A 26,387-nucleotide genomic window follows, 5' to 3' on the forward strand; every position below is an offset into this window, starting at 1 on the left:
CTCCCCGGCGACGGCGGCCGTGCGCGGGCCACGATGAGGCTTGCCATAGATTATCCGCACGGATAAATTTATTCGCATGGATAAGAAATCGACATGGACCCCCGTCCGGGCGATCTTCGTCGCCGTCCTCGTCATCTCGGTCGCGACGCTCGGTGTGTCCGCCGTCGTCGGCGGCAACTGGGTGGTGTGGCTGCGCGGGGCGGCCGTGGCCGCGGCGTCCGTCTGGCTCGTCGCCCTGACCGGGCAGGCCGAACGCGGGAGGAGATCCGCGTACGTGCGCATCCGCTTCGTCAGCGTCGCCGCGCCCATCGGGATCCTGCTCATCCTGCTCGCACCCGACAGCGGCTATCCGGTGTGGATGAAGGCGGAGCAAGGAGTGGTCGGCGTCCTGGTCGCCGCCGTCGCGCTCATCGTCAACCGGCGCTCCGTGCGTGAGGCGTACCCCAAGGGTGGCAAGCTCGGGTGACATGAGAAGCCCCGGGACTCGTCAGGCGGCCACCGAGGCGCGCAGAGCCCAGATCGCCTCGGCCGCGATCGCCGTGCTCGCCGAGCGCGGCTACGCGGAGACCACGTTCGAAGCCATCTGCGAGCACGCCGGGCTCAGCAGCAAGAGACTGATCACCTACCACTTCTCCAGCAAGGACCGGCTGCTGGAGGCCGTCGTCCAGCAGGTCGTCGCCGATGCCGCGGCCTTCATGCGCCCGGCGCTGGAGGCGGCGCGCGGGGCCCGCGCCCAGCTGGAGGCGTTCATCAGGTCGAACATCGCCTTCGTCGCCCGCCACCCGGGGCACGTGCGCGCGGTGCAGCAGATCGCCTTCAACCAGGCCCCCGTCGGGGGCGGGGAGCGGGACGCCGCGACAGCCAGGCTGACGGCGCTGTTCGCGGACGGGCAGCGTACGGGGGCCTTCCGGGCGTTCGACTGCACCGTGATGGGGGCGGCCCTTCGCGCGTCCATCGACACGATGGCCGAGCGGGTCGTCGACGGCCTCGATCCCGGCCTCTGCGCGGACGAGCTCGTCGAGCTGTTCGACCGGGCGACCCGTGCGCCTGAAGGCTAGGGGCCGGGGATGTCACTCTGCTACCGTTTTCCGTATGCAGCGTGCCGCCATGACGACGACGCCGGAGAGTGTCCCGGCGCGCTGACAGATGTCTTGATCCGAAGCCCCGGGGCGAATGCCCCGGGGCTTCTCGGTCTTCGCGGTCACTCGCCTCCCGGGACCGCATCCACGAGGAGACCGCCATGCACGACCACCGCAGACTCGGCCGCGAGCTCGGCCTGTTCGACACCGACCCGCTGATCGGCGCGGGCCTGCCGTACTGGCTGCCGGACGGCGCCGCCGTACGGCACGCGCTGGAGGAGTACATCCGCGAGGCCGAACGGAGAGCCGGCTACCGGCACGTGTACTCGCCGGTGCTGGGCAAACGGGAGCTGTACGAGATCTCCGGGCACTGGTCGCACTACAGCGACGACATGTTCCCGCCCATGGACCTGGGCGGTGAGCGGTTCGTCCTGCGGCCGAGCCTGTGCCCGCACCACGCGCTGATCTTCCGTTCCCGTTCGCGCAGCCACCGCGAGCTGCCTCTGCGCATGGCCGAGCTGGGCGGCATGTACCGCTCGGAGCTGTCGGGCGTGCTCGGCGGGCTGACCCGCGTCCGGGCCATCCAGCTCAACGACGCGCACATCTTCTGCACCCTGGAGCAGGTCGCCGACGAGGCGGGGACCGCGCTGGAGATGATCCGCCGGGCGCACCGGGCGATGGGGATCGTCCCGGCCCGCTACCGGCTCTCCCTGCCCGGCCCCGGCGGGAAGTACGTCGCCGCCCCCGAGCTGTGGCGGCGCTCCACCGAGCTGCTGACCGAGGTCCTCGACCGCTCCGGTCTGCCGTACGAGGCGGCCGAGGGCGAGGCCGCGTTCTACGGTCCCAAGATCGACGTCCAGGTCGCCGACGCCGCCGGCCGCGAGTCCACCCTGTCCACCGTCCAGGTCGACTTCCACCAGCCCGAACGGTTCGGCCTGCACTACGTCGGCGCGGACGGCGCCAGGCACCGGCCGGTGATGGTCCACCGCAGCATCATCGGCAGCGTGGAACGCGCCGTGGCGCACCTCATCGAGCACCACGGCGGCGCCTTCCCCGCCTGGCTCGCCCCCGTCCAGGTGGTGGTCCTCCCGGTGTCCGACGCCGAACTGCCGGACGCCGCCGCGCTCGCCGGCCGCTGCACCGGGCTCGGGCTGCGGGCCGAGGTCGCCGGGCCGGAGCACGGCAGCCTGGGCGCCCGCGTACGGCAGGCCCGCCTGGCGCCCTACCACGTCGTCATCGGCGCCCGGGAGGCAGCCGCCGGCCAGGTCGCCCTGCGGCTGCGGGACGGACGACGGCTGGAGGGCCTGCCGGCCGCCGAGGCGCTGGCCCGCATCCACGCCCTCGTCGAGTCCCACGGCACCGCCCTGTGGGACACCGACACCGACACCGGCACCGGCACCGGCACCGAGGTCGGGGCCGGGGCCGGGGTGGCGGGCCGGTCTGACCGCGGGCTGAGCCGTACGGAGACCGTACGGAAGACGCCCCCGTGGATCGCCGGGCCGCTCCCGGGGGTCAGGTGACGGCGAGGCTGCGCTCGACCGCCTTGACCACCAGCTCGTCCACTTCCTCGGGGGCGAACGGCTCCGGGAGCGTCAGCGTCTCCACGATCAGCCGGTTGAGCGCCGGCATGAGGAGCCTGACCGAGTTCGCGTCGCCCGGCAGGCCCCGCTTCAGGCGGTAGGAGACGTTCGCGTCCATGTCCGCGCGCACCCTCCCGGTGAGTGGGTTCGACCCCACGCTCTTCACCCCCGTCGGGCGGGAGTCGTTCGGCAACGGGGCGCAGGTGACCTGGTTCCAGCGCGCCGCGCACTGACCCGCTATGAGATTCCGGCGCCCCGCAGCAGCGTGTCGACGACCACGTCGGCGGCCTGCGCGGCGCTCAGTTCGGGCAGATTCTCCGCGGCGTGCAGCATCAGCGACGGCAGGATCGCGGCCAACCAGCCGGGCGGCAGGTCGGATCGCAGGAGGCCCTCATCGGTGGCACGCCGCAGGAAGCGGTCGACTTCGTCGATCAGCCGTCTGCGACGCTCGCGGAGCGTCTCCTCCGCGAGCAGCCGACTCGTTTCCACGGGCCATCTGCGGTTGACCGCGATGACTCCCTCGACGTACCGGTGCAACGCGACGGCGACGGGGGCCTCCCGCAGCCTGGCGGCGTCGACGACCTCCTCGACCGCGTCGTACCGCGCCTGGTACACGGCGGCCAGCAGTTCCTCGCGGGATGCGAAACGCCGGTAGACCGTACGGCGATCGACTCCCGCCCCGGCGGCGATGGCGGCCATGCTCACCGAGGGGTCGTCGGCCAGCAGGCGGGCACCCGTGCTCAGGACGCGCTCCAGGTTGCGTGTCGCGTCTACTCTCATTTCCACAACCTACCCGCGGTGTGGCACATGACTTTCCTTATGCCTCTTCATGATGAAGAATATAGATTTAACTGTCACATAACTGACGCACATCATGAAGACACGTCATCGTCCGTCGTGACGGCGCCGAGCGCGGGAGAGTCGTGGAATCGCTCATCCAGACGATGGTGGACCGGAATGACGAGCGGGAGCGGCTGTCCGCGTTCGTGACGGCCGCCGAGGGGCGGGCCCTCGTTCTCAGGGGCGAGACCGGGGTCGGCAAGAGCGCCCTGCTCGACCATGTGGCCGGCCTCGCGACCCCCGGACACGAGGTGATCCGCGCCGCGGGGGTCGAGGCGGAGTCGGAGTTGCCCCATGCCGGCCTGCACCAGCTCCTCCACCCGCTCCTGCCCCGCCTGCCCGGACTCGGCGAGGGGCGTCGCGCCGTCTTCGACGTGGCCTTCGGCCTGTGCGAGGGGAGGACGCCGTCGGTCATGTCGCTCGGCATCGCCGTACTCGACCTGCTGGCCCTGGCGACGGAGGAAAGGCCGTTACTGCTGTTGCTCGACGACGGCCAGTGGCTGGACGCCTCCAGCATCGAGGTGTGCGGGTTCGTGGGACGCCGGCTCACCGGCGTCCCGGTGAAGATGCTGATCGCGGTACGGTCCGATGTCGGTTCGCGGTTCGACACGGCCGCGCTTCCCGAGCTCCCGGTGGCGGCCCTTTCCGGCGAGGCCGCCGAACGGCTGCTGGACGCGCGCCACCCGCGGCTCGACCCACGAACCCGGCGCGTCGTCCTGAACCAGTCCATGGGCAATCCGCTCGCCCTCCTCGAGCTCCCCTCCCACCTGGGCGGCGACCACGCGCGCCGTACGGCCGGGGAGCCGCCGGGGGCCGGCGGTCTCCTGCCGTCCCGCCGGCTCCAGCACGTCTACGGCGTGCGCATCGAACGGCTCGGCGCCACCGTACGCGAGGAGCTGCTGCGGGGCGCCCTCGACGGCGCCGGGGCGGGACCGGGCGGAAACCGCCCGGCCGGCGCGCGGTACCGCATGCGCGGCACCGACGAGGCGGTCGCGGCCGGCCTGCTGGACACCGACCCCCTCACCGGCGAGGTCGTCTTCCGGCACCCGCTGGTCCGTTCGACCGTCGTGGGGCTCGCGACCCCCGACCAGCGCCGCGCGGCGCACGCGCACCTCGCGCGGGTGCACCGCGACGACGTCGAGCGGCGCGCCTACCATCTGGCGGCCTCGCAGGTGGACCCCGACGAGGAGGTGGCCGCCGCGTTGGAGGCGGCGGCCGGCTCCGCGACCCGGCGGGGCGGCGCGGTGACGGCCGTGGCCTGGCTGACCCGTGCGGCCGAGCTGAGCGAGAACCCCGCCGATCGGTCCAGGCGGCTCGGTGACGCCGCGTTCATCGCCGGACACGCCGCGCTCCTGGACCAGGCGCGGGAACTCCTCCGTGCGGACCCCGCGCCGGGCGGGGCCGACTCCCCCGCCACGGTCGTCACCTCGGCGTACGCGGCCCTCTACGAGGACGGCGACGTACGGTGGGCGCACCGCCGGGTCGCGGCGGCGATCGAGGACCTGCGTCAGGCCCCGCATGGGAGCCCGCGCGCGGACCCCCGTGACGGCCGCGGGTCCGCCGAGACGCTCGCCCGGCTGGTGAACCTGCTCCTGGCCATCAGCCAGTACGCGAGCGACGCCACGCTGTGGGACCGTACCGGGCGGTTACTGGACTCCCTGGGAGACCGCGTCGATCCGCGTTCGGCGATCTACCGCGACGCGTGGAGCGACGTGGTCCGGTACGGCACGGGCGTGCACGAGCGCGTCGAGCGGGCGTTCACCGACGTGCAGGGCCTGGAGCCGTGGGACGTCTCACGCCTGGCGGTCGCCGCCTACCACGTCGACACGCTGAGCCGATACCGCCCTCACCTGCGGCGTGCCGTAGACCGCGAGGTGGAGACCGGTGCCGTGGCGAACGGCATGACCATGCTGCACCTGATCATGCTCGATCAGCTGGCCGCCGGCGAGTGGGACGAGGCCGAACGCACGGGACAGCGGGCGCTGGAGCTGACCACCTCCTGCGGGTACGCGCTGTTCGCCCACCATACGCGCGCGTACCTGGGGCTCCTCTCGGCACTGCGCGGCCGGGTGGAACGCGCACGGGAGCTGCAGGCCGTCACGGACGCCTGGGCCAGACCGCGCGGAGTCGGGTTCCTGACGCAGATCGCGGACGCCGTCGGCACGGCGGCGGCGCTGAGCGAGGGAGACTACGAGGCCGCCTACCTCCACGCCATCGGCATCACGCCGCCGGGATCGTTCGAGCGCTACGCGCACCAGGCCTCGCGCACACTGCTCGACCTGGTCGAGGCGGCGGTGCGCACGGGTCGTCTGGAGCAGGCCCGCCGGCACGCCCTGGCCGCGCTCGACGCGGGTCTGCCCGGCGTCTCGCCCCGGCTGGCGCTGATCACCTATGGCGCCCTGGCCATGACGACCGTCGACGAGAAGGAGGCGGAGGACATGTACGGCAGGGCCGAGGCCGACCCGGCGGGCGCCGGGTTCCCTTTCGAGCTGGCCCGTATCCGCCTCGCCCACGGCGTGCGGCGCCGGCACACCCGGGGGCCCGGGGCGGCCCGGCCCCTCCTGGCTCGCGCCGCCGAGACCTTCGAACGGCTCGGCGCCGCGGGCTGGGCCGGGCGGGCCCGAGCCGAACTGCGGGCCTCGGGGGTACCCGCCGGCTCCGCGTCGCCGCACCCGACCGCTCTGACCTGGCAGGAACGCCGGATCGCCGACCTCGCCGCCGCCGGGCTGACGAACAAGGAGATCGGCGAACGGATGCATCTGTCGCCGCGCACCGTCGGCTCCCACCTCTACCGGATCTTCCCCAAGCTCGGCGTCACCTCCCGCGCCGCCCTGCGCGACGCCCTGGGCAGGCTCGGGGACGCGCTCTGAGGACGGAGACGGCGAGCGGGCCGGGTGCGGCCACCGCACGGTGGCCGCACCCGGCCCGGCCGGTCACCAGTTCCTGACGGACCCACCGAAGTTGTATCTGATGGTCGAGTACTTCACCGCGTAGTGGACGTACTTCTCGGCGCCGCCCCCGTAGGCGTAACGCTCCAGCCCGACGTGCGTTCCGTGCATCTCGGCGCTGCCGTCGCTGATGAGGGAGTAGACGGGAGACCCGGAGTCGCCGGACCAGGTCATCTGCTCTCCGTTCGCCCGCTCGTACGCCAGCAGGTTCTGGGTGCACCCGCCGTGGTTCGCGAAGCAGACGGTCGCGCTCGTGTTGGTGATCTTCGCGAAGCAGCGCTCGTCACCGGTGACGCCGCCGGAGACGCAGATGCCGCTGCCCCCGTCGGGGGTGTTGTAGCCGAGTCCCGGGTCCCACGCCCACGAGACCTTCCTGGTGGTGGTCGGGCTGGTCCAGATCCGGTCGCCGTAGTTCTCGGCGCAGCAGTCGAGCTTCAGCACGTCGTCCCGGGGATAGTCGACCCGGTAGACGGCCGTGCCGTACTCGTAGCCGCCCGAGAGCCAGTTCGCGCCGATCCACCCGCAGTGCCCGGCGGTCGTCGAGTACGTGGCGTCGCTCCCCGGGTCGGCGTCCATCGAGAACCCGCTGGAGCAGACGGAGCCGTCACTGGCGTAGATCCTCGCCCCGCCGAAATGCCACGGGCCCCGATCCTGAACCCTTCCCACGCCCTCCATGAGGCGGAGGGAGGCGGCGGGCGAGTAGTGGCCCACGTCCTCCTTGACGACGGTGCCGGGGGCCGTACGCAGAACGAGCCTGCCCGCCGTCCTCCTCAGCTCCGCGGCGAGGGCGTCGGGCAGGTCTCCGGTGACCACGGTCGCGTCCTCGGCCGCGTCGAACCGGAAACTGATCCCGTACCGCGGATGCTCGGCGTGGAAGGCCATGAGCCTGTCCGCCGTGGCCTTGATGTCGGCCGCGGTGAGGGTGCTGCGCTTCACGGTGATCGGCGCGCTCGGCGCGTCCAGCCCGCTCGGCGTGTCCGGCGCGTTCGAGGCGTCCGGCGTGTTCGGCGCCTTCACGGCCGGTGCGTTCGGCGTGCCGCCGGAGGACGTGCGCCTCGCCTCGGCGGCGGTCCTGACCTCGGTCAGCTCGCGGGCCGAAGCCGTCCGCGGCACGACCGCCGTGACATGCCCGGCGCTGTCGGCGGACATCCCGATGATGCCGTGCTCCTTCGCCCAGCGCTCCCTGCTCTCCGCGCGGGTCTCCATCTCCTTCTGCGAGGCCAGGGCGGTCTCCATCTTCTTCCTGGCCTGGGCCGCGCCCGGATCGGGGGTGGCCGTGACGGTCCGGTTCGCTCCCGCCGGAGCGGGGTCGGCGGAGGCGGCGCCGCCGAGGGCGCTCGACGTCATCACCGCGCCGAACGTCACCGTCGTGACGGCCAGCAGGCGCACCCGCGAAGGCAGGGCCATCGGCCGGAAACGGTGCGAAGAACGCCCGCGTTCCTCGCCGATGCCGGAGCGAACCTTCTTGGTCGTTGGAAACAACTCGATCCTCTCCCGGGTCGAGGAGGGCCCGGTTCTCTCCCCGGGCACCCCGTTCTGACGTCTCCGACGATGAGGCTCCGAAGGTCTGGTGGCTTGAGTCATCTGACTGCACGCCGCCGACTGAACCCCGCCGCGCACCGCTCCGCCCGGACGGCTCGGCTCCGGCGGGCGGGACGGATTGACCTCAAGTCAGGTTGAGGCGGCACCGTGGTCCGCATGAACGCGGAGCACATCGACGAGCACACCCATGAGACCGAGATCGAGGCGATCAGGCGGGTGGTCGCCGCCGTCCAGCACTCCCAGCGGAACATGCTCCCCGGGGAGTTCGCCGGCCTCTTCCGGCACGACGCCGTCTGGACGACGGCCCACGGCAGACGGCTCTTCGGCCGCGACGAGATCTCGGAGTTCACCCACAAGGTGCTCCCCGGCGCGATGACGGACGTCACGCCCACGTACGAGGTGGAGCACGTGCTGTTCATCCGGCCCGACGTCGCCGCGGTCAAAATACGCCAGCGCTACCTCACGCCCGGCGGCGAACCGGTCGGGAACGCGGGCAGCCCGATGTACGTCATGTCCAAGGAGGACGGCCGCTGGCTCCTGACCGCCTGCCAGAACACCGAGGTCCTCGACACGTGACGACTCGCCCGGACGGTCACTCCGCGGCCCGGAACGCCCGGCGGCAGGCGCCCGGCGTCGTGCCCAGGGCGTTGAGGAAGCGCCTGCGGAGGTTCGTCGCCGAGGAGAGACCCGCGCGTCGGGCGACGGCGTCCAGCGGCAGGAAGGCCGGACCGCCTGCGGTTCGCGGCACCGGCGCCGGACACCGCACCGCGACACCGGCCCCTACGGGCGGGCCTCCTCGTACTCGGGGAGCGCCGCCGGGACGGCCCCGTCCACCGGGCGCATCGTCAGGACCAGTACGGCCAGCCCGGCGAAGAGGACCGCGGCGATGACGCCGACGACGTGCAGGCTCGCGGTGAACGCCTCCCGCGCGGCGGCCAGCAGCTCCGCGCCCCGCCCGGCCGGAAGGCGTCCGGCGGCCACGAGCGCGGCGGCCAGCGAGTCGGACGTGCCGCCCATCCGGCCGCGGTAGACCACCGCGGCCACCACGCCGAGCAGCGCGAACCCGAGCGAGCCGCCGAGGTAGTTGCCGGTCTCCGACATCGACGCCGCCGAACCGGCGCGCTCCGGCGGCACGGACCCGAGGACCAGCCCGGTGCCCAGCGCGAACAGCGGTCCGGCGCCGAGTGCCAGCACGGTGATGCCGGTCATCGCCAGCGGCAGGGCGTACGGACCGCCGACCACGGCCAGCAGCAGACCGCCCAGCGCCGACACCGCCAGCCCGCCCGCGATCGCGGTCGCCGGCCTCATCCACCGGACCAGCATCGGCGCGGTCATGGTGCCGGCCGCCACGCCCAGGCCCATCGGCGCGAACAACACCGCCGACGCGAACGGCGAGAAGCCCAGCACACCCTGCAGGTACTGGGTCACCATCAGGCCCGTGCCGGCCATGGCGACACCGGCGAGGACCAGCCCGACGATCACGGCCGTGAACGGGCGGTTGAGGAACAGCCGCAGGTCCAGCAGCGGCGTCGCGAGGCGCAGCTGCCGCCGTACGAACACGGCCCCGACGGCCGCGCCGGCGACGAGGACCACCGCCGGCACGACCGACACGCCTTCGACGGTCAGCTGCTTGACCCCGTAGACCATCGCGAGCACCGCCACGAGCGACAGTCCGGCGCTCGCGAGGTCGAGCCGCCCGGCCCGGTCGTCGCGGAACTCCGGCAGCAGGAACGGCCCGGCGAACAGCAGCATCGCCATCGCCGGCACGGCGATCAGGAACACCGATCCCCACCAGAAGCGCTGGAGCAGGAACCCGGCGAGCACGGGCCCGAGCGCGCCGCCGGTGAACTGGCAGGTCGCCCAGATCGCGATGGCCTTCCCGCGCCGCCGCTCGTCACGGAACATATCGGTGATCAGGGCGAGCGTGGACGGAGCCAGGGTCGCTCCGGCGACGCCCAGCAGCGCCCGTACGACGATCAGCGTCAGCGGGCCGGTCGCGAAGGCCGCCACGACCGACAGCGTCGCGAACGCCGCCGCGCCGACCAGCAGCAGCCGCCGCCGTCCGATCCGGTCGCCGAGCGTGCCCATCGTGATGACCAGCCCGGCGACCATGAACCCGTAGCCGTCGCTGATCCACAGCTGCTGGACGTTCGTGGCCCCCAGGTCGGCGCTCAGCCGCGGGAGCGCGAGGAGCAGCGCCGTCGTGTCCACCGCGACGAGCAGCGTCGGCAGTGTGAGGAGCGCCAGCCCCAGCCATGTCCGGTCGACTCTCATATCGAAAACCCCTGTCCTCTCGACGTCTCGCCGCCTGGTCGGAGCGGCGGGGGGGTTTCTTGACATCCGTACGGCAGGCGGTTTCCGGCACCGCCGGCAGGCGGTTTCCGGCACCGCCGGCGCGGGGCGGCGAAAATCTTCTGAGAAAGTTCCGGTGGGGATGTCAAGACGACGGCGACGGCTCCGACCGACCGGCGAAGGACCCGGACGGGGCCCGCGAACCACGAGGAGTGCCAGATGAAGTTCCTGATCAGCATGCACATCAACCCGGCCGTGCTGGACGCGCTGACCGACGAGGAGAAGGCCGCGATCGGCGAAGGCCACGGAAGGTTCATGGAGATGCTGAAGGAGTCCGGTGAGCTGATCACCACGCAGGCGCTCGTCGACCCGTCGCAGGCCGCCGTCGTGTCCGTGCGCAACGGCCAGCCGGTGGTGACCGACGGCCCCTTCCTGGAGGCGAAGGAGTACCTCGGCGGCTTCTACTTCGTCGACTGCGAGAGCAAGGAGCGGGCGATCGAGCTGGCGGCGCAGATCCCGGACGCCGCGATCGAGGGCCTGGGGGTCGAGGTGCGCCAGGTGATGTTCGCCGATGGACAATCGGAGATGTGACGTCGCCATCCACCGAGGACCCGCTGCCCATCGAGGACCTGCTGCGTGAACTCACGCCGCAGGTTCTCGGCGCTCTGATCCGCCGGCACGGCCGGTTCGAGGAGTGCGAGGACGCCGTGCAGGAGGCCCTCCTCGCCGCCACGGTGCAGTGGCCGGCCGAGGGGGTGCCGGACAATCCGCGCGGCTGGCTGGTGACCGTCGCGTCCCGGCGGCTCATCGACCAGATCCGCAGCGAGCACGCCCGCCGCGAGCGGGAGACGGCGACGGCCGCCGCCGAGGTGGTCCCGGAGGACGTGCCGGACACCGACGACACGCTCGTCCTGCTGTTCCTGTGCTGCCACCCGACGCTGACCCCGGCCTCCCAGACCGCCCTGACGCTGCGGGCGGTCGGCGGCCTGACCACCGCCGAGATCGCCCGCGCGTTCCTGGTGCCGGAGGCCACGATGGCGGCCAGGATCAGCCGGGCCAAGCAGCGCATCAGGGCCGCGGGCGCCTCGTTCGGCCCGCCGGGCGGCTCCGGCGTCGCCTCCGGCTCAGGTCCGGGCGGCTCGGATTCCGGCACCGGCACCGCCTCCGGCGTTGGCTCCGGCACCGGCACCGCCTCCGGCGTTGGCTCCGGCTCCGGCTCAGGCCCGGACGGCTCCGGTTTCGGCCTGCCGGCCGGTCCGGAGCGTGAGGAACGGCTCCGCGTCGTCCTGCACGTGCTCTACCTGATCTTCAACGAGGGCTACACCGCCTCCTCGGGCAGCGAGCTGCACCGCGCCGACCTCGCGCACGAGGCGATCCGGCTGACCAGGATGGTGCACGCGCAGCTCCCCGGCGACGGCGAGGTGACCGGGCTGCTCGCGCTGATGCTGCTGACCCACGCCCGCCGTACGGCGCGCACGACCGCGACCGGCGACCTGGTGCCGCTGGACGAGCAGGACCGTACGCGCTGGGACCGCGGGATGATCGACGAGGGCCTCGATCTGGTCAAGGCGTCGCTGGCCGGCCCGGAGCTGGGGCCGTACCGACTGCAGGCCGCCATCGCCGCCACGCACGCCGCCGCGGTCACGGCCGCGGAGACCGACTGGCGGCAGGTCCACGCGCTCTACCTGATCCTGGAACGGATCGCGCCCAACCCGATGGTCACCCTCAACCGCGCGATCGCGCTCGCCGAGGTCGAGGGCCCGGCGGCCGGGCTGGACCTGCTGGCCGCCCTGGACGGCGACGAGCGGATGGCCGGGCACCACCGGCTGCTGTCCGTACGGGCTCACCTGCTGGAGGAGACCGGTGACGCGGCCGGGGCGTACGAGCACTACCGGCGCGCGGCGAAGGCCACCGCCAGCATCGCCGAACAACGCCACCTGGAGTCCCGCGCCGCCCGCCTGCGACCGTAGCCCCGAACGTTCCTCTTCCGATCGACCTCCGCCTCGGCCATGGCGGGTCCGGTACGGCGGGCGGGAGCGGCTGACCTCATCGAGTGACCGGGCAGTTGGGCTGACGGTACGGCTCGCCGGGGATGTATCGCCGCCACTCTTCGGGGGCGAACGGCCGAACCGCGATACCGCACGCGGCCCGCAGGAGGCTCTGAAGGTCGTACGGTATCCCGACGTTCCAGATCCGCACCGTGCCATCGGCGCCGGCGGAGGCCAGACGTTCACCGTCCGGGCTGAACGCCACCGAGCGCACCGAGCCGGTGTGGCCGGTGAGAGGGGCGCCGATCTGCCTGCCGGTGGCCGCGTCCCAGACCCGCACCGCCCCGTCGTCTCCGGCGGAGGCCAGGCGTTCACCGTTCGGACTGAACGCCACCGAGCGCACCGAGCCGGTGTGGCCGGTGAAAGGGGCACCGATCCGCCTGCCGGTGGCCGCGTCCCAGACCCGCACCGTGCCATCGACTCCGGCGGAGGCCAGGCGTTCACCGTTCGGACTGAACGCCACCGAGCGCACCGGGCCGGTGTGGCCTGCGAGAGGAGCGCCGATCTGCCTGCCGGTGGCCGCGTCCCAGATCCGCACCGTCCTGTCGGCTCCGGCGGAAGCCAGACGTTCACCATCCCAGCTGAACACCACCGAGTACACCGGGCCGGTGTGGCCGGTGAAAGGGGCGCCGACCTTCTTGCCGGTGGCCACGTCCCAGATCCGCACCGTCCCGTCGTCTCCGGCGGAAGCCAGACGTTCACGACCCGGACCGAACACCACCGAGTTCACCCAGCCGGTGTGGCCGGTGAAAGGGGCACCGATCTGCCTGTGGGTGACCGCGTCCCAGACCCGCACCGTGTCCTCGACTCCGACGGAAGCCAGACGTTCACCGTCCGGACCGAACACCACCGAGTACACCAAGCTGGTGTGGCCGGTGAAGGGGACACCGATCTGCCTGTGGGTGACCGCGTCCCAGACCCGCACCGTGCCATCGGCGCCGGCGGAAGCCAGGCGTTCACCGTCCGGCCTGAACGCCACCGAGTACACCGGGCCGGTATCGCCGGTGAAAAGGGCACCGATCTGCCTGTAGGTGGCCGCGTCCCAGACCCGCACCGCCCCGTCGTCTCCGGCGGAGACCAGACTTTCACCATCCGGACTGAACGCCACCGAGCGCACCCAGCCGGTGTGGCCGGTGAAAGGGGCACCGATCTGCCTGCCGGTGGCCGCGTCCCAGACCCACACCGCCCCGTCGTCTCCGGCGGAGACCAGACGTTCACCATCCGGACTGAACGCCACCGAGTACACCGAGTACACCGGTCCGGTGTGGCCGGTGAGGGGGGCGCCGATCCGCCTGTGGGTGGCCGCGTTCCAGATCCGCACCGTCTTGTCGGCTCCGGCGGAGACCAGGCGTTCGCCATCCGGGCTGAACGCCACCGAGTTCACCGCGCTGGTGTGGCCGGTGAGGGAGGCGCCGATCTGCCTGCCGGTGGCCGCGTTCCAGATCCGCACCGTCTTGTCGGCTCCGGCGGAGACCAGGCGTTCGCCATCCGGGCTGAACGCCACCGAGCGCACCCAGCCGGTGTGGCCGACGAGAGGGGCACCGACCTTCTTGCCGGTGGCCACGTTCCAGATCCGCACCGTCCCGTCGTCTCCGGCGGAAGCCAGGCGTTCACCGTCCGGCCTGAACGCCACCGAGCGCACCCAGCCGGTGTGGCCGGTGAGAGGGGCACCGAGCTGCCTGTGGGTGGCCGCGTCCCAGACCCGAACCGTGCCATCGGCGCCGGCGGAGACCAGGCGTTCGCCGTCCGGGCTGAACGCCACCGAGTTCACCGCGCCGGTGTCGCCGGTGAGGAGGGCACCGAGCTGCCTGCCGGTGGCCGCGTCCCAGACCCGAACCGTCCCGTCGTCTCCGGCGGAGACCAGGCGTTCACCATCCGGGCTGAACGCCACCGAGCGCACCGAGCCGGTGTGGCCGGTCAAGACAGCGCGTGCGGGTCTGCTGAGAAGCGCGGCCAGGCTCACCCGTGCCTCGTCGGTGTCGGTGATGGCTTGCGCCGCGATGGCGAGCCGCGCCGATACCACCGGGTCGTCGGGCAGGGCTTGGCTGTAGGTCGCCGCATTCTGGGAGGCGGCCTGGGCGCTGCGGGTCAACGCCAAGGCGCGTTGCCGGTCGGCCTCCCAGCTGGAACGTACCGCCACCACCGCGGTGATGACCGCGACCACCAGCAGCCCCGCCAGCACCGTGAACCGGAGCTGCCGACGGCGCCGGGCCCGGGTGGCGACGCGGGTGCCCGCGTGCAGGAAGACCGCGGCGGGGCCGGGCAGACCGAATCCGTCGTAGCGGTCCGGGTCGGCCCGCCAACGCGCGACGGCTTCTTCGGCGGCCTGCAGACGAACTCCGCCGTACAGGAACGACGCGTCCCGATCGCGCTGATCCCATTCGGCGGCGTCCTCCAGGATCTCGGTGTGCAGGGCGCGGTCGGCGCGCTCGTCGGCCAGCCAGCCGCGCAGCCGCGGCCAGGAGCCCAGCAGCACGTCATGGGCGATCTGGACCCGGCCGGCGTCGACGACGACGAGCCGCCTCCGGGCGAAGACCTCCAGAACCTCATCGACGGCGGCACGCTCGGCCTCGGAACGGCCAGCGTGCAGAGCGGCACGCTCGACGGTACGGCGGGCCAGAGTGTCATCGCCGGTGACGGCCGTCAGCTGCTCGAACACCCGCCGCGCCGTCTCCTGGCGATCCGGGGCCAGATCGGTGTAGGCGGAATCGGCGCTGGAGGCCACCGCCTTGGTCACCCCGCCGGTGCGGGCGTATCCCCGGCTGGTCAGCCGCTCGCCGTCGCGGTGTTCCCAGACGGTCAGCATGGTCTGCGACAGCAGCGGCAACGCCCCCGCCTCATAGCCGCCGCCCGGCGCGCGCAGCTCGCCGAGGACGACGTCGACCAGGCCCGGCTCGATTTCCAGGCCGGCTGTGTCGGCGGGGCCGGTGATCACCCGCCGCAGGTCCGTCCGCGTCATCGGGCCGACGACGAACGCCCCGTCCTGCAGGGCGGTGGCCAGGTGGGGGTGGGCGGCGCAGCGGTCGACGAAGTCACCGCGCACCGCGAGCACCACCAGCGCCGCCGCGGCGCCGTGCGGCCCGCACGGGACGGTCGCGGCCGCGTGCAACGCGGTGACGAACGCCTCCCGCTCCGCCACGGCCGGCTCGGCGGTGTCGGGGACGAGGGTGAAGACCTCCTCGAACTGGTCGACGACCAGGACGAGCCTGCCCTCGGCCACGGCCGGGAGGGTACGGCGGCGGGCGTCGGCCTCGACGGCCTGGCGCACCAGCAGCGGCGTCTGCCCGGGATCCTCTCGCAGGCCGCGCACCACGTCAGGGGCCGGAACACCCGCCAGCGCGGCCAGGGAGGTCGCCAGACGGACCAGAGGGGAGCCGGTCGGCTCCAGGATCTGCACCGGCCAGTCCCGGGCCGCCGCCGTCAGCTCACCGCGGCCGATCGCCGGCAGCAGGCCCGCGCGCAGCAGTGAGGACTTGCCCGCCCCCGAGGCCCCGGTCACCACCACCAGGCCCGGGGTGGTCAGCCGCCGGGAGACGGTGGTGACCAGCTGCGCGGTGGTCACCTCCCGGCCGTGGAAGATCTCGGCGTCGGCCTCGCCGAAGGGCACCAGCCCCCGGTACGGGCTCCCGCCACTCCAGCGTGCCCGGCCGGCGCCGGGCGTCCCGCCGGGGTGCGGCCGGGGAAGCTCCGACACCAGCTGCAGCAGTAGCCGGATGTCGGTCGCCTGCCGATACTGCAGATCCACCACCAGGCCGAGCTGCGCCCCTTGGACGTCCTGGCCGTCCCGCAGCACCCGCAGCTGATCTTCTACGGCGGCCAGCGTGAAGGCGAACTCGACGAACTCCCGGCCCAGACCGGCCAGGCCACGGGTCAGATGCGCCTGCAGGTCGCGGTCTCCTACCTCGATCGTCGCCTCGATCGCGGCGCCGACCGCGCCGACCTCCTCCAGCAGGCGCGCGATCTCCGCGCGCAACTCCTCGGCCTCGGGCCCGCCGCTCTCCAGGATCCGCTGGATGCGCTGCTCCAGCTCGGCCTCCAGCGCCTCCCGCGAGGACTCGCCGCCGACGGCGTCGTCACCGCTGTTTCGGCCGAGGCGGGCGATGCCTGTCTTGACGATGTCGGTCAGCAGGTTGCCGCCGACCGCGGTGGCGGCTCCGAGCATCGCGGCCCCCGCCGTGGCCTCGCCCGGTTCCAGGAACGCCCCGAACGCCCCGGCCGACAGTATCGCCAGCAGCGCCGGAGTCGACCAGCGGCGCGCTCCGGAGACAGAGGTGCGGGCCAGCCGTGCCACCCGGGCCCGTACCCCGGCCCGCATCAGCTCCGACCGAGCCTCCTGCCCCTCCTGCTCCTCAGCGCTCACCCCGCCACTATCACCCACCCGGGGCCGGAAAGTCCGCACAATCCCGATCCCCGGCCAGACGCCCCCGAACCGGGTCGTCGCCGGCGACGTGGGAGTGGACGCCGTCCCGCATCGGGTGGCCGGCACCCGGCGACGGAAGGCGGGACGGATCGCGGATCCAGGTGTGGTGAGGCTGGTGACCGATCAGCCGCGGCGGCGCAGTTCGTCGTTGATGCGCAGGGCTTCGGTGAGCTGGTCTTCCAGGATGATGATGCGGCAGGCGGCCTCCAGGGCGGTGCCCTGGTCGACCAGTTCCCGGGCGCGGGCGGCCAGTCGCAGCTGGTAGCGCGAGTAGCGGCGGTGGCCGCCTTCGGATCGCTGCGGCTCGATCAGCTTGGCGGCGCCGAGGCTGCGCAGGAAGGCCGGGGTGACGCCGAGGATCTCCGCTGCCCGGCCCATGCTGTAGGCGGGGTAGTTCTCGTCATCGAGTTTCCGGCCGGGCCCGTCGTCGGCCGTGTCCTTGCCGCCGGCCGCATCGGGTGACGTCCGGGCCGCCTTGTCACCGGCCGCGTCGGGGGGTGTGCGGGCCGCCTTCGTCTTCGCTTTCCCAGCGATGTCCCGGGCGCCAGAGCCCGGGGATATGACTGATTGATCCATAAAACCTTCCCTAACGCGGACAGGGGCCCCGGCGCCATGATGCGCCGGGGCCCAATTGAGGTTCAACACCATCTACCGGCCCTGTGACCGGTTCACTGCTTCCGCACCGGCCGCCCGAGAGGGCGAGGGTGCGGGGATCGCGTATGCGTGACCGTGAACCACCGTCCAATCCGTGGAGGTGCGGCACCCGTGCGGCGAACTTCAGCCGACGACGGGCGATCCTGATGGCGTTCAACGCTCCCTTCGGTATCTCTACTTCTACTTCGACTTCATCCGCCACTGCTTCGGCAGCGCGTCCACGGCCAGGACCCTTCCACTTCGTCGGCCCCGGCACGTCCGACCTTCTGCCGTCCATCTACCTCGTCTTCTGCTGTCCACGTGCGTCCGGGCAGTTCGTCGTGGTGCTTGCGTACTGCTCTGCCCTCGTGGATCCGTCCCTTGCGATGTCAGAAACCCTACCCTCGCTCATCGCGAATGTCTACCGTCGCCACTACAGATTTTCGGCCATGGAGAGAGCAGACCCTCCATCCGGATCCGCCCGATCAGGGGCGGCGTCGGCGACACGGCCGCCATGCGGGCCGAAGCCGATGAGGACCACCCCCGGCCACCCTCATTTTTCGTAAGCCGCCTTGCAATATATTCGTAAGGCGGCTTACGATTTTCGCATGATGGACGTCTCCACGCCTTCCGCCTACACCGCCCTGGTCGACCGGTACGGCGCCCCGCTCGGCGTCGAAGAGGCCCGCACCCACTGGGGGGCACTGGTGCGCGCCGCCCGGGAGGGCCGCACCACGCTGATCACCCGCGAACACTGGGAATGGGCCGCCCTCGTCCCCATGAGCGAGGTCACCGGCCCGATGATGGGCCTGCCCACCTGGCCCGCGACCTCGGCCCGCGCCAAGCTCGGCGACCTCGTCCGCCAGGCCGGCCGCCCCAGTGGCTCGGCGATCCTGCTGACCCGCCACCGCACGCCGATCGCCGCCCTGTGCCCCGCCGACTCCCTCGCCCCGCGCCCGGTCCCCCCCGACCTCCTGGACGCCGAGGCGCTGCTGCGCGACGGCGCGCAGATCGTCCTGCGGTTCGGCCCCGGGCGGACCGGTCGCCTCGATGACGACGGAGCGGCGACCGCCGGGCCGGTCGAGCCGGTCTACCACGCCAGCGTCCGCGGGCCCGCCGGCACCGAGGTCGCCGCCGGCTCCGGCGCCGGAATCAACGAGGCGCTGCAGAGCCTGCGACCGCACCACCGCCCCGGCATCACCGACCACCCGCCACTCTGAGCACCTTCGATCCGCCCGGACTCCGGCGCATCCGCGTGATCGCCTCGGAGATCAGCCGTCTGAAGAACGGGCACCGCGGCTTCCGCCGCATCCACCATCTCCCCCCGTGAAAGGTCCCCCCTCCCCCCGTGAAAGGCCGCCCCCGCATGATCCCCGCCGACGGCTCACAGCCCAGCTCCGCCCGCATCTACGCCTGCCTGATCGGCAGCAAGGACACCCACCGCGCCGACCGCGAAGCCGCCGAGACGCTCGTCAGCGCCTTCCCCAGCGTCCGCGACAGCGGCCGCGCCAACCGCGGGTTCCTGCTGCGCGCCGTCCGCGACCTCGCCGCCGCCGGCATCACCCAGTTCCTCGACCTCGGATCGGGACTGCCCGTCCACCCCGACGTCCACGACATCGCCCGCGAAACCCACCCCGACGCCCGCGTCGTCCACGTCGACAACGACCCCGCCGTCGTCTCCTACAGCCAGGCCGTCGTCGACGGCGGCGGCGTCGTCACCATCGCCGGCGACCTCCGCGACCCCGAGGCCATCCTCGGCAACGCGGACGTACGGGCGACCCTCGACTTCACCCGGCCCCTCGGCGTGCTCGCGGTCGGCGTCCTGCACTTCATCCCCGGCGACGTCCACGCCGTCATCGCGACCCTCCGCGACGCCCTCGCCCCGGGAAGCTGCCTGGCCGCCACCCACGCCTGCTCCGACACCATGTCGGAGCAGGAACTCGATCTCGGCAAAGCCGTCTACGCCCAGACCGCCAACCCCGTGCATCCCCGCACCCGGACCGAGATCCACCACCTGTTCGACGGCTTCGACATCCTTCCCCCCGGCGTCGTCTTCCCCGCCGACTGGCGGCCCGCCCCCGACATCGAGCTCTATCCCGAAACGGCCCACGAGATCCTCGCCGGCGTCGGCCGGCTCCCTGCCCGCTGAGTCCCCGATGAGCGGGGCGGGCCGCCGGGGACGGCCGGTTCAGAAGTCGCCTCCCGTCTCCTCGGGGACCAGGTGGCCCGCTCCCTCCGGCACGTTCGAGGAGCGCGGCGCCGGGCGGACCCTCCGCGCCGCTCCCCCGTCCATGCTCCGGGCCCGATCGGCGGAAGCTCGCGGGGCATTGATTTTGTCGCAAGTTATGACGCACACTGTTAATACAAACCTTGCGACAAAAGGAGACGCCATGACCCGCGAGTCATCGCCGGACGCCGGCCCGCCGACGCGTGCGGCCGATCTGCGGTCGGCCGCCGAATGGCTGGCCGGGCACGACCTGGGCGACGCCCAGCCGACCCCGCTGCTGGCCGGCCGGCTGGCGGTCCGCAGACGCGCCCGCCTCGCCACCCACGTCGTCCTGGCCGCGCTGATCCTCGTGAGCGCGCTCGTCACGGCCCTCAGCGGCTTCCAGCCGTATCGCCCGCTGCCGCTGCTCGCCCTGACCGCGTCGATGGCCGGGCTGCTGCTGGCGCAGTCGCTGCTCGACCGGTGGGTGCGGCGCGTCGACCAGCGGGCGGGCGCGACGCTGTCCCGCAGGGCCACCCACCTGGTCCAGCCCGGCTGGCGCGCCGTGCTCGGCCGGCCGTACGCCGTCTTCGCGGTCGCCACGTCCGCCGGCGCGGTGGTGCTGGCCGGGAGCGCCCTGGCCGTTCCCGACCCCGCCGTACGGCAACCGGCCGTCGTCCTGCTGATCGGCCTGCTCGGCGTGACGGCCATCATCGCCGTGCAGCTGCGTCACCTGCTCGGGCACCCGGTCGTGGCCGAGGACGAGGAGTCGCTGACCGCCGACGTCATCATGCGCGTCGAGGACGCCCGCGACCTCAACCTGCCGGCCGTGCAGTGGGCGCTGCCCGTGGTGCTGCTGTTCGGCACCGCGCCCGGCTGGTGGAGAGCCGCCGCGATCGCCTACCTGATCCTGAGCCTGGTCACGGGCGTCGCGCTCCACGCCAGGACGCCGTCGAGCGCGACGACGGCCCGGCGGGCCATGGGCGTCCGATGATCGTCATCGACGCGGCCTCGCCGGTGCCGCCGTTCGAGCAGCTGCGGGCCCAGCTCGCCCGGCAGATCCAGGACCGCACGCTGGCCGTGGGCGCCCGGCTGCCGACCATCCGCCACCTCGCGGCCGACCTGGGCCTGGCCGTCAACACGGTCGGCCGGGCCTACCGGGAGCTGGAGGAGGCGGGGCTGATCGAGACGCGCGGGCGGGCGGGCTCGTTCGTGTCGGCCGCCGGCGAGGAAGGCCGGGAGCGGGCCCGCCGGGCCGCCGCCGACTACGCGGCCGTGATCGCCAGCGTCGGCCTCGACGCGGGCGAGGCGATCCGCATCGTGCAGGCGGCTCTGGCGTCCGGCACGACGGCACCGGCCTCGCCATGACCGCGCCCCGACCGCTCCTGCAGCCCCCGGGCCCCTCGACGCCGGGGCCCGGGTGTCCGCCGCCTCGTCACCGGTGAGGAGTGGTCAGTCGCCGCCGTCGCCGTCGCCACCGCCGTACCCGCCTCCACCGAATCCGGCACCCGCGCCGCTGTCGGAATAGCCGGACCGGCGCATTTTCTTTAGCTTTTCCTCGATCTCCCGATCCCGCTTCCGCTGCACCTTCCTCGCGTACCTGTCCGCGGCGCGACTGCCGGAGCCTCTGCCGGAACTGGAACTGGAACTGGAGCCGGAGCCGGAGCCGTCCAACGCGTAGAGGACGACTCCGATGATTATCAGGATCACCAGCACTTCCACGGTCTGCCTCCTACGCTCGCCAAGCCGATGACTTCGCACCGGTTTGACGCCCATGTCATTACACGGGCGCTTCTTTTCGCAGGTCGGATGGCGGCGGTCGCCCGTGGAACGCGGACGTGACAGTCACCACCTGGGCAACATTCAATAATCAGGAATCAGAATTATCCAGAGGAACTAGACAGCGGTCCCCGGAGGGGACTTGAGCAGCGACGCGGCCTCGTCGAGGTAACCGCCACGACGCCGCCGCAACGCGCCGGCCGCCATGCGGATCAGATCGATGTTGACTCCGGCGGCGCCACTGGGGTCGTGCACCTTCAGCTTCACGTCCAGGGAAACCGTGGTCTCACCCCAGGCCTGCGCCTCGATGTTGATGTGCGCCACCTTGTGCGACCTCAGGTGCGGCAGATATCCCAGCGGAGCGACCTGCACCCGGGCGGACGCCTCGCCCTCCGAGGCGAGGGCGTTGAGCTTGGACCGCATCTTGGTGTCGCCGTTCTCGGCCAGGTTGCGGAAGTCCTCGGTGCCTCCCAGGTTGACCTGGTATGAGCTGGTGAGGGTGAGCCCGCGCTCCTCCAGCAGCCGCAGCAGCGCGTGATGCACGACCGAGGTGCCGAACTGGCTGGTCAGGTCGTCGCCCAGCAGCGGCACCCCGGCCGCGGCATAGCGGTCCAGCAGCCGCGGATCACGGGCCACCGGATCGGAGGTGGTGTTGACGAACGCCGCTCCCGCCCGCAGCGCCGCCTCCGCGTAGGCGCGCGCCGTCTCCGGCCGGCCACTGGGAGCGGCATAGAGCACGACCTCTGCTCCGGCGAGTTCCCCGGCCACCCGATCCACCTCGGCGCCGTCGGCGGTGTCGGTGATGCCCCGGCACACCGCGACGCCGGAGAGCGGCAGCTCGCCGGTGATCCGCGGGTAGTTGTTGGGCGGCAGGAAGATCACCTCGGACAGGTCCCGTCCGATCTTCTCCGGCGAGGTGGCGAAGGCCGCCACGAAGTCGACATCGCCCACGCCCAGCCCCTCCAGCATCGGCCGGCGAATCCCCGCCGCACTCCCCGAGGCCCGGTACAGCGCTATCCCCTGCACCAGCGCGGACACGTTGTTGCCGACACCGACCACCGCGACCTTCACCCGTTCGATCATGAACGCAAGACTACGGGCACCTGCGGCCGGGCCCTCGGCACGCCGGAGCCGGACACCGCGCGACGGGGACACGGTCCGTCGGCCACCCATTTGACCTAAACCATGGTTCAGGTTGAAGAGTGGGCCGCACGTTCTCCCCATGAAGGGTGCTTGCTCATGCGTGCGATCCAGGTGGCCGCGTTCGGCGGTCCTGAGGTGCTGTCCCCGGTGGAACTGCCCGACCCGGAGCCCGGCCCGGGTCAGGTCGTCGTCGGCATGGCCGCGGCGGACGTCATCTTCCTCGACACCCTGCTGCGCAGCGGCTGGGGCCGGGACTTCTTCCCGCGCGAGCTGCCGTACATCCCGGGCGGCGGTGGATCGGGTGAGGTCGTGGCGGTCGGCGAGGGCGTGGACCCGGCGTGGGCCGGCCGGCGGGTGGTCGCCCGTACCGGCACCGGCTACGCCGAGCGGGTCGTCGCCGACGTCGATGAGATCATGCCGATCCCCGACGGAATGACCTTCGAGACGGCGGCGGCGCTGGTGCACGACGGCACGACCGCGATCATGATGGAACGGCTGGGTGTGGCACAGAAGGGCGAGTGGGTGCTGGTGACCGCGGCGGCCGGCGGAGCAGGCTCGCTGCTGGTGCAGCTGGCCGTCGACGCCGGCGCGCGGGTGGTCGCCGCCGCGTCCAGCGACGCCAAGCTGGCGCTGGCCCGCGAGCTGGACGCGGAGGTCACCGTCGACTACACGCGGCCGGACTGGATCGAGCGGGTCCGCGAGGCGACCGGCGGCGGCGCCGCGCTGGTCTACGACGGCGCGGGCGGCCCGCTCGGCACGGCCGCCCTGAACGCGCTGGCCGACGGCGGGCGGTTCGTCACCTACGGCACCGCCGAGGGCTTCGCCGCCCCGGACCGGGAGCTGGCCGCGCGCCGCGACCTGCGGGTGTTCACCCCGCTGGCCGACGGCCGGCCGACCCGGGAGGCCGCGCGCGAACGGCTGGCCCTGGCACTGGAGCTGGCCGCGGAGGGACGACTGCGGCCCGCGATCGGCGCGACCTACCCGCTGGAGCGGGCCGCCGACGCCCACCGCGCACTGGCCGCCCGCATCACGGTGGGCAAGTCACTGCTGCTGCCCGGCGCCACCGGGGCCTGACCGGCCGCCGGGCCGGGGGCCGCGTGACGACGACGGGACCGGAGTGGCGGGAACGACGGCGGAGGCCGGCCCGCACTCCGCGGTGTACGGTGCGCGGTGCGCGGTGCGCGTTCCCGGGTCTAACCGACCAGGTCCTCGGGACCGGCGGAAGCGGGAAATCCCGTGCTGGCCCCCCACATCTCCGCGAAGCGGCCGTCCTCGAAGCGGAAGATCTCGAACAGCGCGGGCCGCGCGTCGCCGTCCGGGACGGCGATCCCCTCGACGACCGAGCGGACGGCGGCCCGGTCGCCGTCGACCAGGATGTCCTCGGCGACGACGCGCATGCCGGGGAACCGGGTGGTGACCGCCCGCCATGCCTCCCTGCCCGCCTCGAACCCGGCGATGCCGAGCGGGTGGCTGAAGAAGCCGGGGGTGTGCAGGTCGGCGGCCTGGTCGAACCGCCGGCTGTTGAAGCACTCCTGCATCCGCCGGATCAGGTCGGCGGCGTCCTCGCGTGTGGTCATCGGCGTGCTCTCCTCGCGGCCGGCGGATCGGGGCACGGGAAACGGCGCGCACTCCAACCGGTGCGCCGCCCCGCTTACAGACACACTATACGGTGCGACGCCCCGGTTATACTGATCCCGACATGTCCAGCCAGCCACCCAAGCCGGTTTCGGCGTCGGCCCCCGGCGGCGACCGGGAGCTGCGGGCCGACGCGCGCCGCAACCGCGAGCGGGTCCTGCGGACCGCGCAGCGCCTCTTCGCGACCGAGGGTCTCGGCGTCCCGCTCGACGAGATCGCCCGCCGCGCGGGTGTCGGCCCCGGCACCGTCCACCGGCACTTCCCGACGAAGGAAGCGCTGTATCTCGCCGTCGCGACCGACCAGATCCGGCGGTTGGTGGCGGAGGCGGAGGCACTCGCCGCGTCCGGCGATCCCGCGGCCCTGTTCACACTGCTGTCCGCGATGATGACCAGCGGCGCCGAGAACGTGGCGGTGAAGAGCGCCCTCGTGGCCGCCGAGTTCGACCTGCGCACCGCCGCCCCCGACCTCGCGGCAGACCTCACCCGCCACGTCTCGGACCTGCTGGACCGCGCGCACGCGGCCGGCGCCGTACGGCCCGACCTCGCCGCCGACGAGGTGATGGCGCTGGTCGCCGGGGCCTTCGCCGCGATCCGCCACGCGGGCGCGGAGACCAGCCGCGAACGCTCCGCGCACCTCGCCCGTCTCATCCTCGACGGGCTCCGGCCCCAGGCCCGGTGAGCGGCCCACGACCCACGGCCTCAGACGCGGTGAGCGGCCCACGACCCACGGCCTCAGACGCGGTGAGCGGCCCACGAGCCGTCCGCCCGGCGACACCGGCGTGCCCGGCGTTCTCCCCGCGAGCCCCCATCGGACCTCTTGCGAGTCGGCCCACCTGACACGCCGGTCCGCGTGCCCAGGAAAGCCGGCGCCCAGATGTACGGCGGGCCGTACGCGATCTGTGGCATTTCTGTGCTTTTCTGCGGTGGGGCCCGAGTTTCGGCTCGGCGGCCGGCCTCCTTTCGGACGTCGGTGACCGACGGCTTCGGGGACCGGAGAAAGGCACTCAGGGGGCGGAGAAAGGAACGAACATGTCCGAACGAGAAGTCAGCCGGCGTCGGCTCCTGGCTTCGGCGGCGGGGGTCGGCGGTCTGTCATTAGGGCTTTCACTCGTCCCCGCCGGGGCGAACGCCGCGTCCTCAGCCGGCAGCCATATCCGCCGGGCCGGCGGCTCGTGGGAGGACGTCATCGAGAGGTCCTCCTTCAGCGGCCCCTCGGCCTTCAACCGGAGCTGGAAGCATCTCTACCCCTGGAACGACAGGATCGACACCCACAACGGCGCCGCCAGGATGCACGCCGACAAGGTCTCCCTCGCCCAGGGTGTGCTGACCCTGACGGCGACCAGGCTGACCACACCTGATGGATTCAGCCAGAACGCGCCGTACGCTCCGCTGTGGTACCTCTCAGGCGCCGTCCACGCCAAGGAGCCGATCGTCGTCGACGACCGGTTCCCCGAGTACGACATCGAGGGCGAGTTCCGCACGCAGACCGGGCCGGGCATCTGGCCGGCCTTCTGGACCACCGGGATCTGGCCGGTCTTCCCGCCGGAGAGCGACATCCTCGAATACGTGGGGGATTCCACCAACCTCTTCAACACCTGGAGCAAGGGCGCCAACGGCGAGGAACTCGTCGAGCGTGAGCGGGTCAGCGTCCGCGACCCCGATGCCTGGCACCGGTACCGCGTCCGGATGTCCAAGCAGGGAGACGACGTCGTGCTCGACTACTACTTCGACGGGGCCCGGAAGGCGACCCACCGGGGGATCGGCTGGGCCGGCGCCCCGCAGTGGCTCATCATCAACCTGCAGATGGGCTCCTGGGCTTCGGGACTCGAACCCCTCGGTCCTGACTGGAGTCGCCAACCGGGCCCCTCCGGCGACACCTACTTCCGTGCCCGCAACGTGTGGGTCCGCCGCATGCGCGCCCGGTGACACGTCGCCCCGGGGGTCCACCGGGGTGACGCGTCACCGGGCTTCTCTGGCTATCGGGGGCCGGTCCGAGCCCCGGGGGAACGGCTTCGGGAGACCGGTTCGGGGTTCGGGGAGCAGAGCCGCGGATCGCAGGACGAGGTGTCCGTCCCACGGGGAGGAAACTCACGGCGGGCCGTACGCGATCTGTGACGTTCATGTGCTTTTCTGCGATCAGGCCCGGGTCCGGCTCGGCGGCCGGCCTCCCTCCGGACGCCGGTGACCGACGGCTTCAGAGTCCGGAGCCTTCGAGGCCGGAGACTTCGGAGTCCGGAGACTT

At 72.5% G+C, this 26,387-nt stretch carries 24 protein-coding genes; 14 read left to right on the forward strand and 10 right to left on the reverse strand.

From position 1 onward, the window contains the following. Positions 1 to 76: 76 nt before the first annotated feature. The 3 genes from ACFYSC_RS06165 to thrS all read left to right on the forward strand — a co-directional run bounded on the left by ACFYSC_RS06165 (position 77) and on the right by thrS (position 2,599). Positions 77 to 466 carry a hypothetical protein gene (locus ACFYSC_RS06165; RefSeq protein ID WP_389957398.1) on the forward strand — a complete coding sequence of 130 codons (390 nt, stop codon included), beginning with the start codon at positions 77 to 79 and terminating at the stop codon, positions 464 to 466. Between the two features lies 1 nt (position 467). After that, on the forward strand, positions 468 to 1,058 hold the full coding sequence (locus ACFYSC_RS06170; RefSeq protein ID WP_389957401.1) for a TetR/AcrR family transcriptional regulator: 591 nt from the start codon (positions 468 to 470) through the stop codon (positions 1,056 to 1,058). A gap of 68 nt (positions 1,059 to 1,126) precedes the next feature. Next, complete coding sequence (gene thrS / locus ACFYSC_RS06175) at positions 1,127 to 2,599, forward strand: threonine--tRNA ligase (protein WP_389957404.1); 1,473 nt, start codon at positions 1,127 to 1,129, stop codon at positions 2,597 to 2,599. Here thrS and ACFYSC_RS06180 read toward each other — a convergent pair. Then, positions 2,592 to 2,777 (reverse strand): hypothetical protein, encoded by a 186-nt coding sequence (locus tag ACFYSC_RS06180; RefSeq protein WP_389957407.1) that lies wholly within the window; start codon positions 2,775 to 2,777, stop codon positions 2,592 to 2,594. The two genes, thrS and ACFYSC_RS06180, sit on opposite strands and share 8 nt — an antisense overlap. Positions 2,778 to 2,896: 119 nt before the next feature. Beyond that, complete coding sequence (locus ACFYSC_RS06185) at positions 2,897 to 3,439, reverse strand: TetR/AcrR family transcriptional regulator (RefSeq protein WP_389957410.1); 543 nt, start codon at positions 3,437 to 3,439, stop codon at positions 2,897 to 2,899. Positions 3,440 to 3,582: 143 nt separating this feature from the next. Here ACFYSC_RS06185 and ACFYSC_RS06190 point away from each other — a divergent pair, with 143 nt between their 5' ends. Continuing rightward, positions 3,583 to 6,369, forward strand: coding sequence for a LuxR C-terminal-related transcriptional regulator (locus ACFYSC_RS06190; protein WP_389957413.1), 2,787 nt, complete (start codon positions 3,583 to 3,585; stop codon positions 6,367 to 6,369). A gap of 63 nt (positions 6,370 to 6,432) precedes the next feature. Here the strand turns inward: ACFYSC_RS06190 and ACFYSC_RS06195 are convergent, their stop codons facing one another. Next, positions 6,433 to 7,854 (reverse strand): hypothetical protein, encoded by a 1,422-nt coding sequence (locus ACFYSC_RS06195; protein ID WP_389957416.1) that lies wholly within the window; start codon positions 7,852 to 7,854, stop codon positions 6,433 to 6,435. Positions 7,855 to 8,145: 291 nt separating this feature from the next. Between ACFYSC_RS06195 and ACFYSC_RS06200 the strand changes: the two genes are divergently transcribed. Further along, complete coding sequence (locus tag ACFYSC_RS06200) at positions 8,146 to 8,565, forward strand: SgcJ/EcaC family oxidoreductase (RefSeq protein ID WP_389957419.1); 420 nt, start codon at positions 8,146 to 8,148, stop codon at positions 8,563 to 8,565. A 16-nt stretch (positions 8,566 to 8,581) separates the two neighbouring features. On the opposite strand, the gene ACFYSC_RS06205 is transcribed toward ACFYSC_RS06200, so the two are convergent. Both ACFYSC_RS06205 and ACFYSC_RS06210 read right to left on the reverse strand, forming a co-directional pair. Then, on the reverse strand, positions 8,582 to 8,737 hold the full coding sequence (locus ACFYSC_RS06205; RefSeq protein ID WP_389957422.1) for a hypothetical protein: 156 nt from the start codon (positions 8,735 to 8,737) through the stop codon (positions 8,582 to 8,584). A 32-nt stretch (positions 8,738 to 8,769) separates the two neighbouring features. Then, on the reverse strand, positions 8,770 to 10,263 hold the full coding sequence (locus tag ACFYSC_RS06210) for an MFS transporter (protein ID WP_389957424.1): 1,494 nt from the start codon (positions 10,261 to 10,263) through the stop codon (positions 8,770 to 8,772). Positions 10,264 to 10,500: 237 nt separating this feature from the next. Between ACFYSC_RS06210 and ACFYSC_RS06215 the strand changes: the two genes are divergently transcribed. Both ACFYSC_RS06215 and ACFYSC_RS06220 read left to right on the forward strand, forming a co-directional pair. Then, positions 10,501 to 10,872 carry a YciI family protein gene (locus tag ACFYSC_RS06215; RefSeq protein WP_389957427.1) on the forward strand — a complete coding sequence of 124 codons (372 nt, stop codon included), beginning with the start codon at positions 10,501 to 10,503 and terminating at the stop codon, positions 10,870 to 10,872. Further along, positions 10,869 to 12,251 carry an RNA polymerase sigma factor gene (locus ACFYSC_RS06220; RefSeq protein WP_389957430.1) on the forward strand — a complete coding sequence of 461 codons (1,383 nt, stop codon included), beginning with the start codon at positions 10,869 to 10,871 and terminating at the stop codon, positions 12,249 to 12,251. The genes ACFYSC_RS06215 and ACFYSC_RS06220 overlap by 4 nt, the downstream gene beginning before the upstream one ends. 76 nt (positions 12,252 to 12,327) lie before the next feature. Here the strand turns inward: ACFYSC_RS06220 and ACFYSC_RS06225 are convergent, their stop codons facing one another. Beyond that, complete coding sequence (locus ACFYSC_RS06225) at positions 12,328 to 16,689, reverse strand: hypothetical protein (protein WP_389957433.1); 4,362 nt, start codon at positions 16,687 to 16,689, stop codon at positions 12,328 to 12,330. Between the two features lie 183 nt (positions 16,690 to 16,872). Beyond that, positions 16,873 to 17,127, reverse strand: a complete 255-nt coding sequence (locus ACFYSC_RS06230) for a MerR family transcriptional regulator (protein WP_362931691.1) — start codon at positions 17,125 to 17,127, stop codon at positions 16,873 to 16,875. Between the two features lie 863 nt (positions 17,128 to 17,990). On the opposite strand from ACFYSC_RS06230, the gene ACFYSC_RS06235 reads away from it, so the two are divergent. The 4 genes from ACFYSC_RS06235 (at position 17,991) to ACFYSC_RS06250 (ending at position 20,956) form a co-directional block, all read left to right on the forward strand. Further along, positions 17,991 to 18,602 carry a hypothetical protein gene (locus tag ACFYSC_RS06235; protein WP_389957436.1) on the forward strand — a complete coding sequence of 204 codons (612 nt, stop codon included), beginning with the start codon at positions 17,991 to 17,993 and terminating at the stop codon, positions 18,600 to 18,602. Positions 18,603 to 18,748: 146 nt separating this feature from the next. Beyond that, positions 18,749 to 19,531: an SAM-dependent methyltransferase gene (locus ACFYSC_RS06240; protein WP_389957439.1), complete on the forward strand. Its 783-nt coding sequence runs from the start codon at positions 18,749 to 18,751 to the stop codon at positions 19,529 to 19,531. 241 nt (positions 19,532 to 19,772) lie between these two features. Further along, a complete protein-coding gene (locus ACFYSC_RS06245; RefSeq protein ID WP_389957442.1) occupies positions 19,773 to 20,582 on the forward strand; it encodes a hypothetical protein in 810 nt (269 codons plus the stop codon). Continuing rightward, on the forward strand, positions 20,579 to 20,956 hold the full coding sequence (locus tag ACFYSC_RS06250) for a GntR family transcriptional regulator (RefSeq protein WP_362931645.1): 378 nt from the start codon (positions 20,579 to 20,581) through the stop codon (positions 20,954 to 20,956). Before ACFYSC_RS06245 ends, ACFYSC_RS06250 begins: the two co-directional genes overlap by 4 nt. An 84-nt stretch (positions 20,957 to 21,040) precedes the next feature. On the opposite strand, the gene ACFYSC_RS06255 is transcribed toward ACFYSC_RS06250, so the two are convergent. Beyond that, the gene (locus ACFYSC_RS06255) at positions 21,041 to 21,310 is read right to left on the reverse strand and encodes a hypothetical protein (protein WP_389957445.1); all 270 of its coding nucleotides are present in this window, start codon (positions 21,308 to 21,310) and stop codon (positions 21,041 to 21,043) included. 174 nt (positions 21,311 to 21,484) lie between these two features. Then, on the reverse strand, positions 21,485 to 22,450 hold the full coding sequence (locus tag ACFYSC_RS06260; RefSeq protein WP_389957448.1) for a hypothetical protein: 966 nt from the start codon (positions 22,448 to 22,450) through the stop codon (positions 21,485 to 21,487). 156 nt (positions 22,451 to 22,606) lie between these two features. Between ACFYSC_RS06260 and ACFYSC_RS06265 the strand changes: the two genes are divergently transcribed. Continuing rightward, positions 22,607 to 23,584: a zinc-binding dehydrogenase gene (locus tag ACFYSC_RS06265; protein ID WP_389957451.1), complete on the forward strand. Its 978-nt coding sequence runs from the start codon at positions 22,607 to 22,609 to the stop codon at positions 23,582 to 23,584. A gap of 119 nt (positions 23,585 to 23,703) precedes the next feature. Here ACFYSC_RS06265 and ACFYSC_RS06270 read toward each other — a convergent pair whose 3' ends face one another. After that, positions 23,704 to 24,087, reverse strand: coding sequence for a nuclear transport factor 2 family protein (locus ACFYSC_RS06270; protein WP_389957454.1), 384 nt, complete (start codon positions 24,085 to 24,087; stop codon positions 23,704 to 23,706). Between the two features lie 122 nt (positions 24,088 to 24,209). Between ACFYSC_RS06270 and ACFYSC_RS06275 the strand changes: the two genes are divergently transcribed. Together ACFYSC_RS06275 and ACFYSC_RS06280 are read left to right on the forward strand one after the other, a co-directional pair. Further along, a complete protein-coding gene (locus ACFYSC_RS06275) occupies positions 24,210 to 24,824 on the forward strand; it encodes a TetR family transcriptional regulator (RefSeq protein ID WP_389957457.1) in 615 nt (204 codons plus the stop codon). 350 nt (positions 24,825 to 25,174) lie between these two features. Then, positions 25,175 to 26,071 carry a family 16 glycosylhydrolase gene (locus tag ACFYSC_RS06280; protein WP_389957460.1) on the forward strand — a complete coding sequence of 299 codons (897 nt, stop codon included), beginning with the start codon at positions 25,175 to 25,177 and terminating at the stop codon, positions 26,069 to 26,071. The last annotated feature ends 316 nt before the right edge of the window (positions 26,072 to 26,387 follow it).

It is taken from the genome of Streptosporangium sp. NPDC004379, assembly GCF_042873875.1.
Taxonomy (GTDB): domain Bacteria; phylum Actinomycetota; class Actinomycetes; order Streptosporangiales; family Streptosporangiaceae; genus Streptosporangium.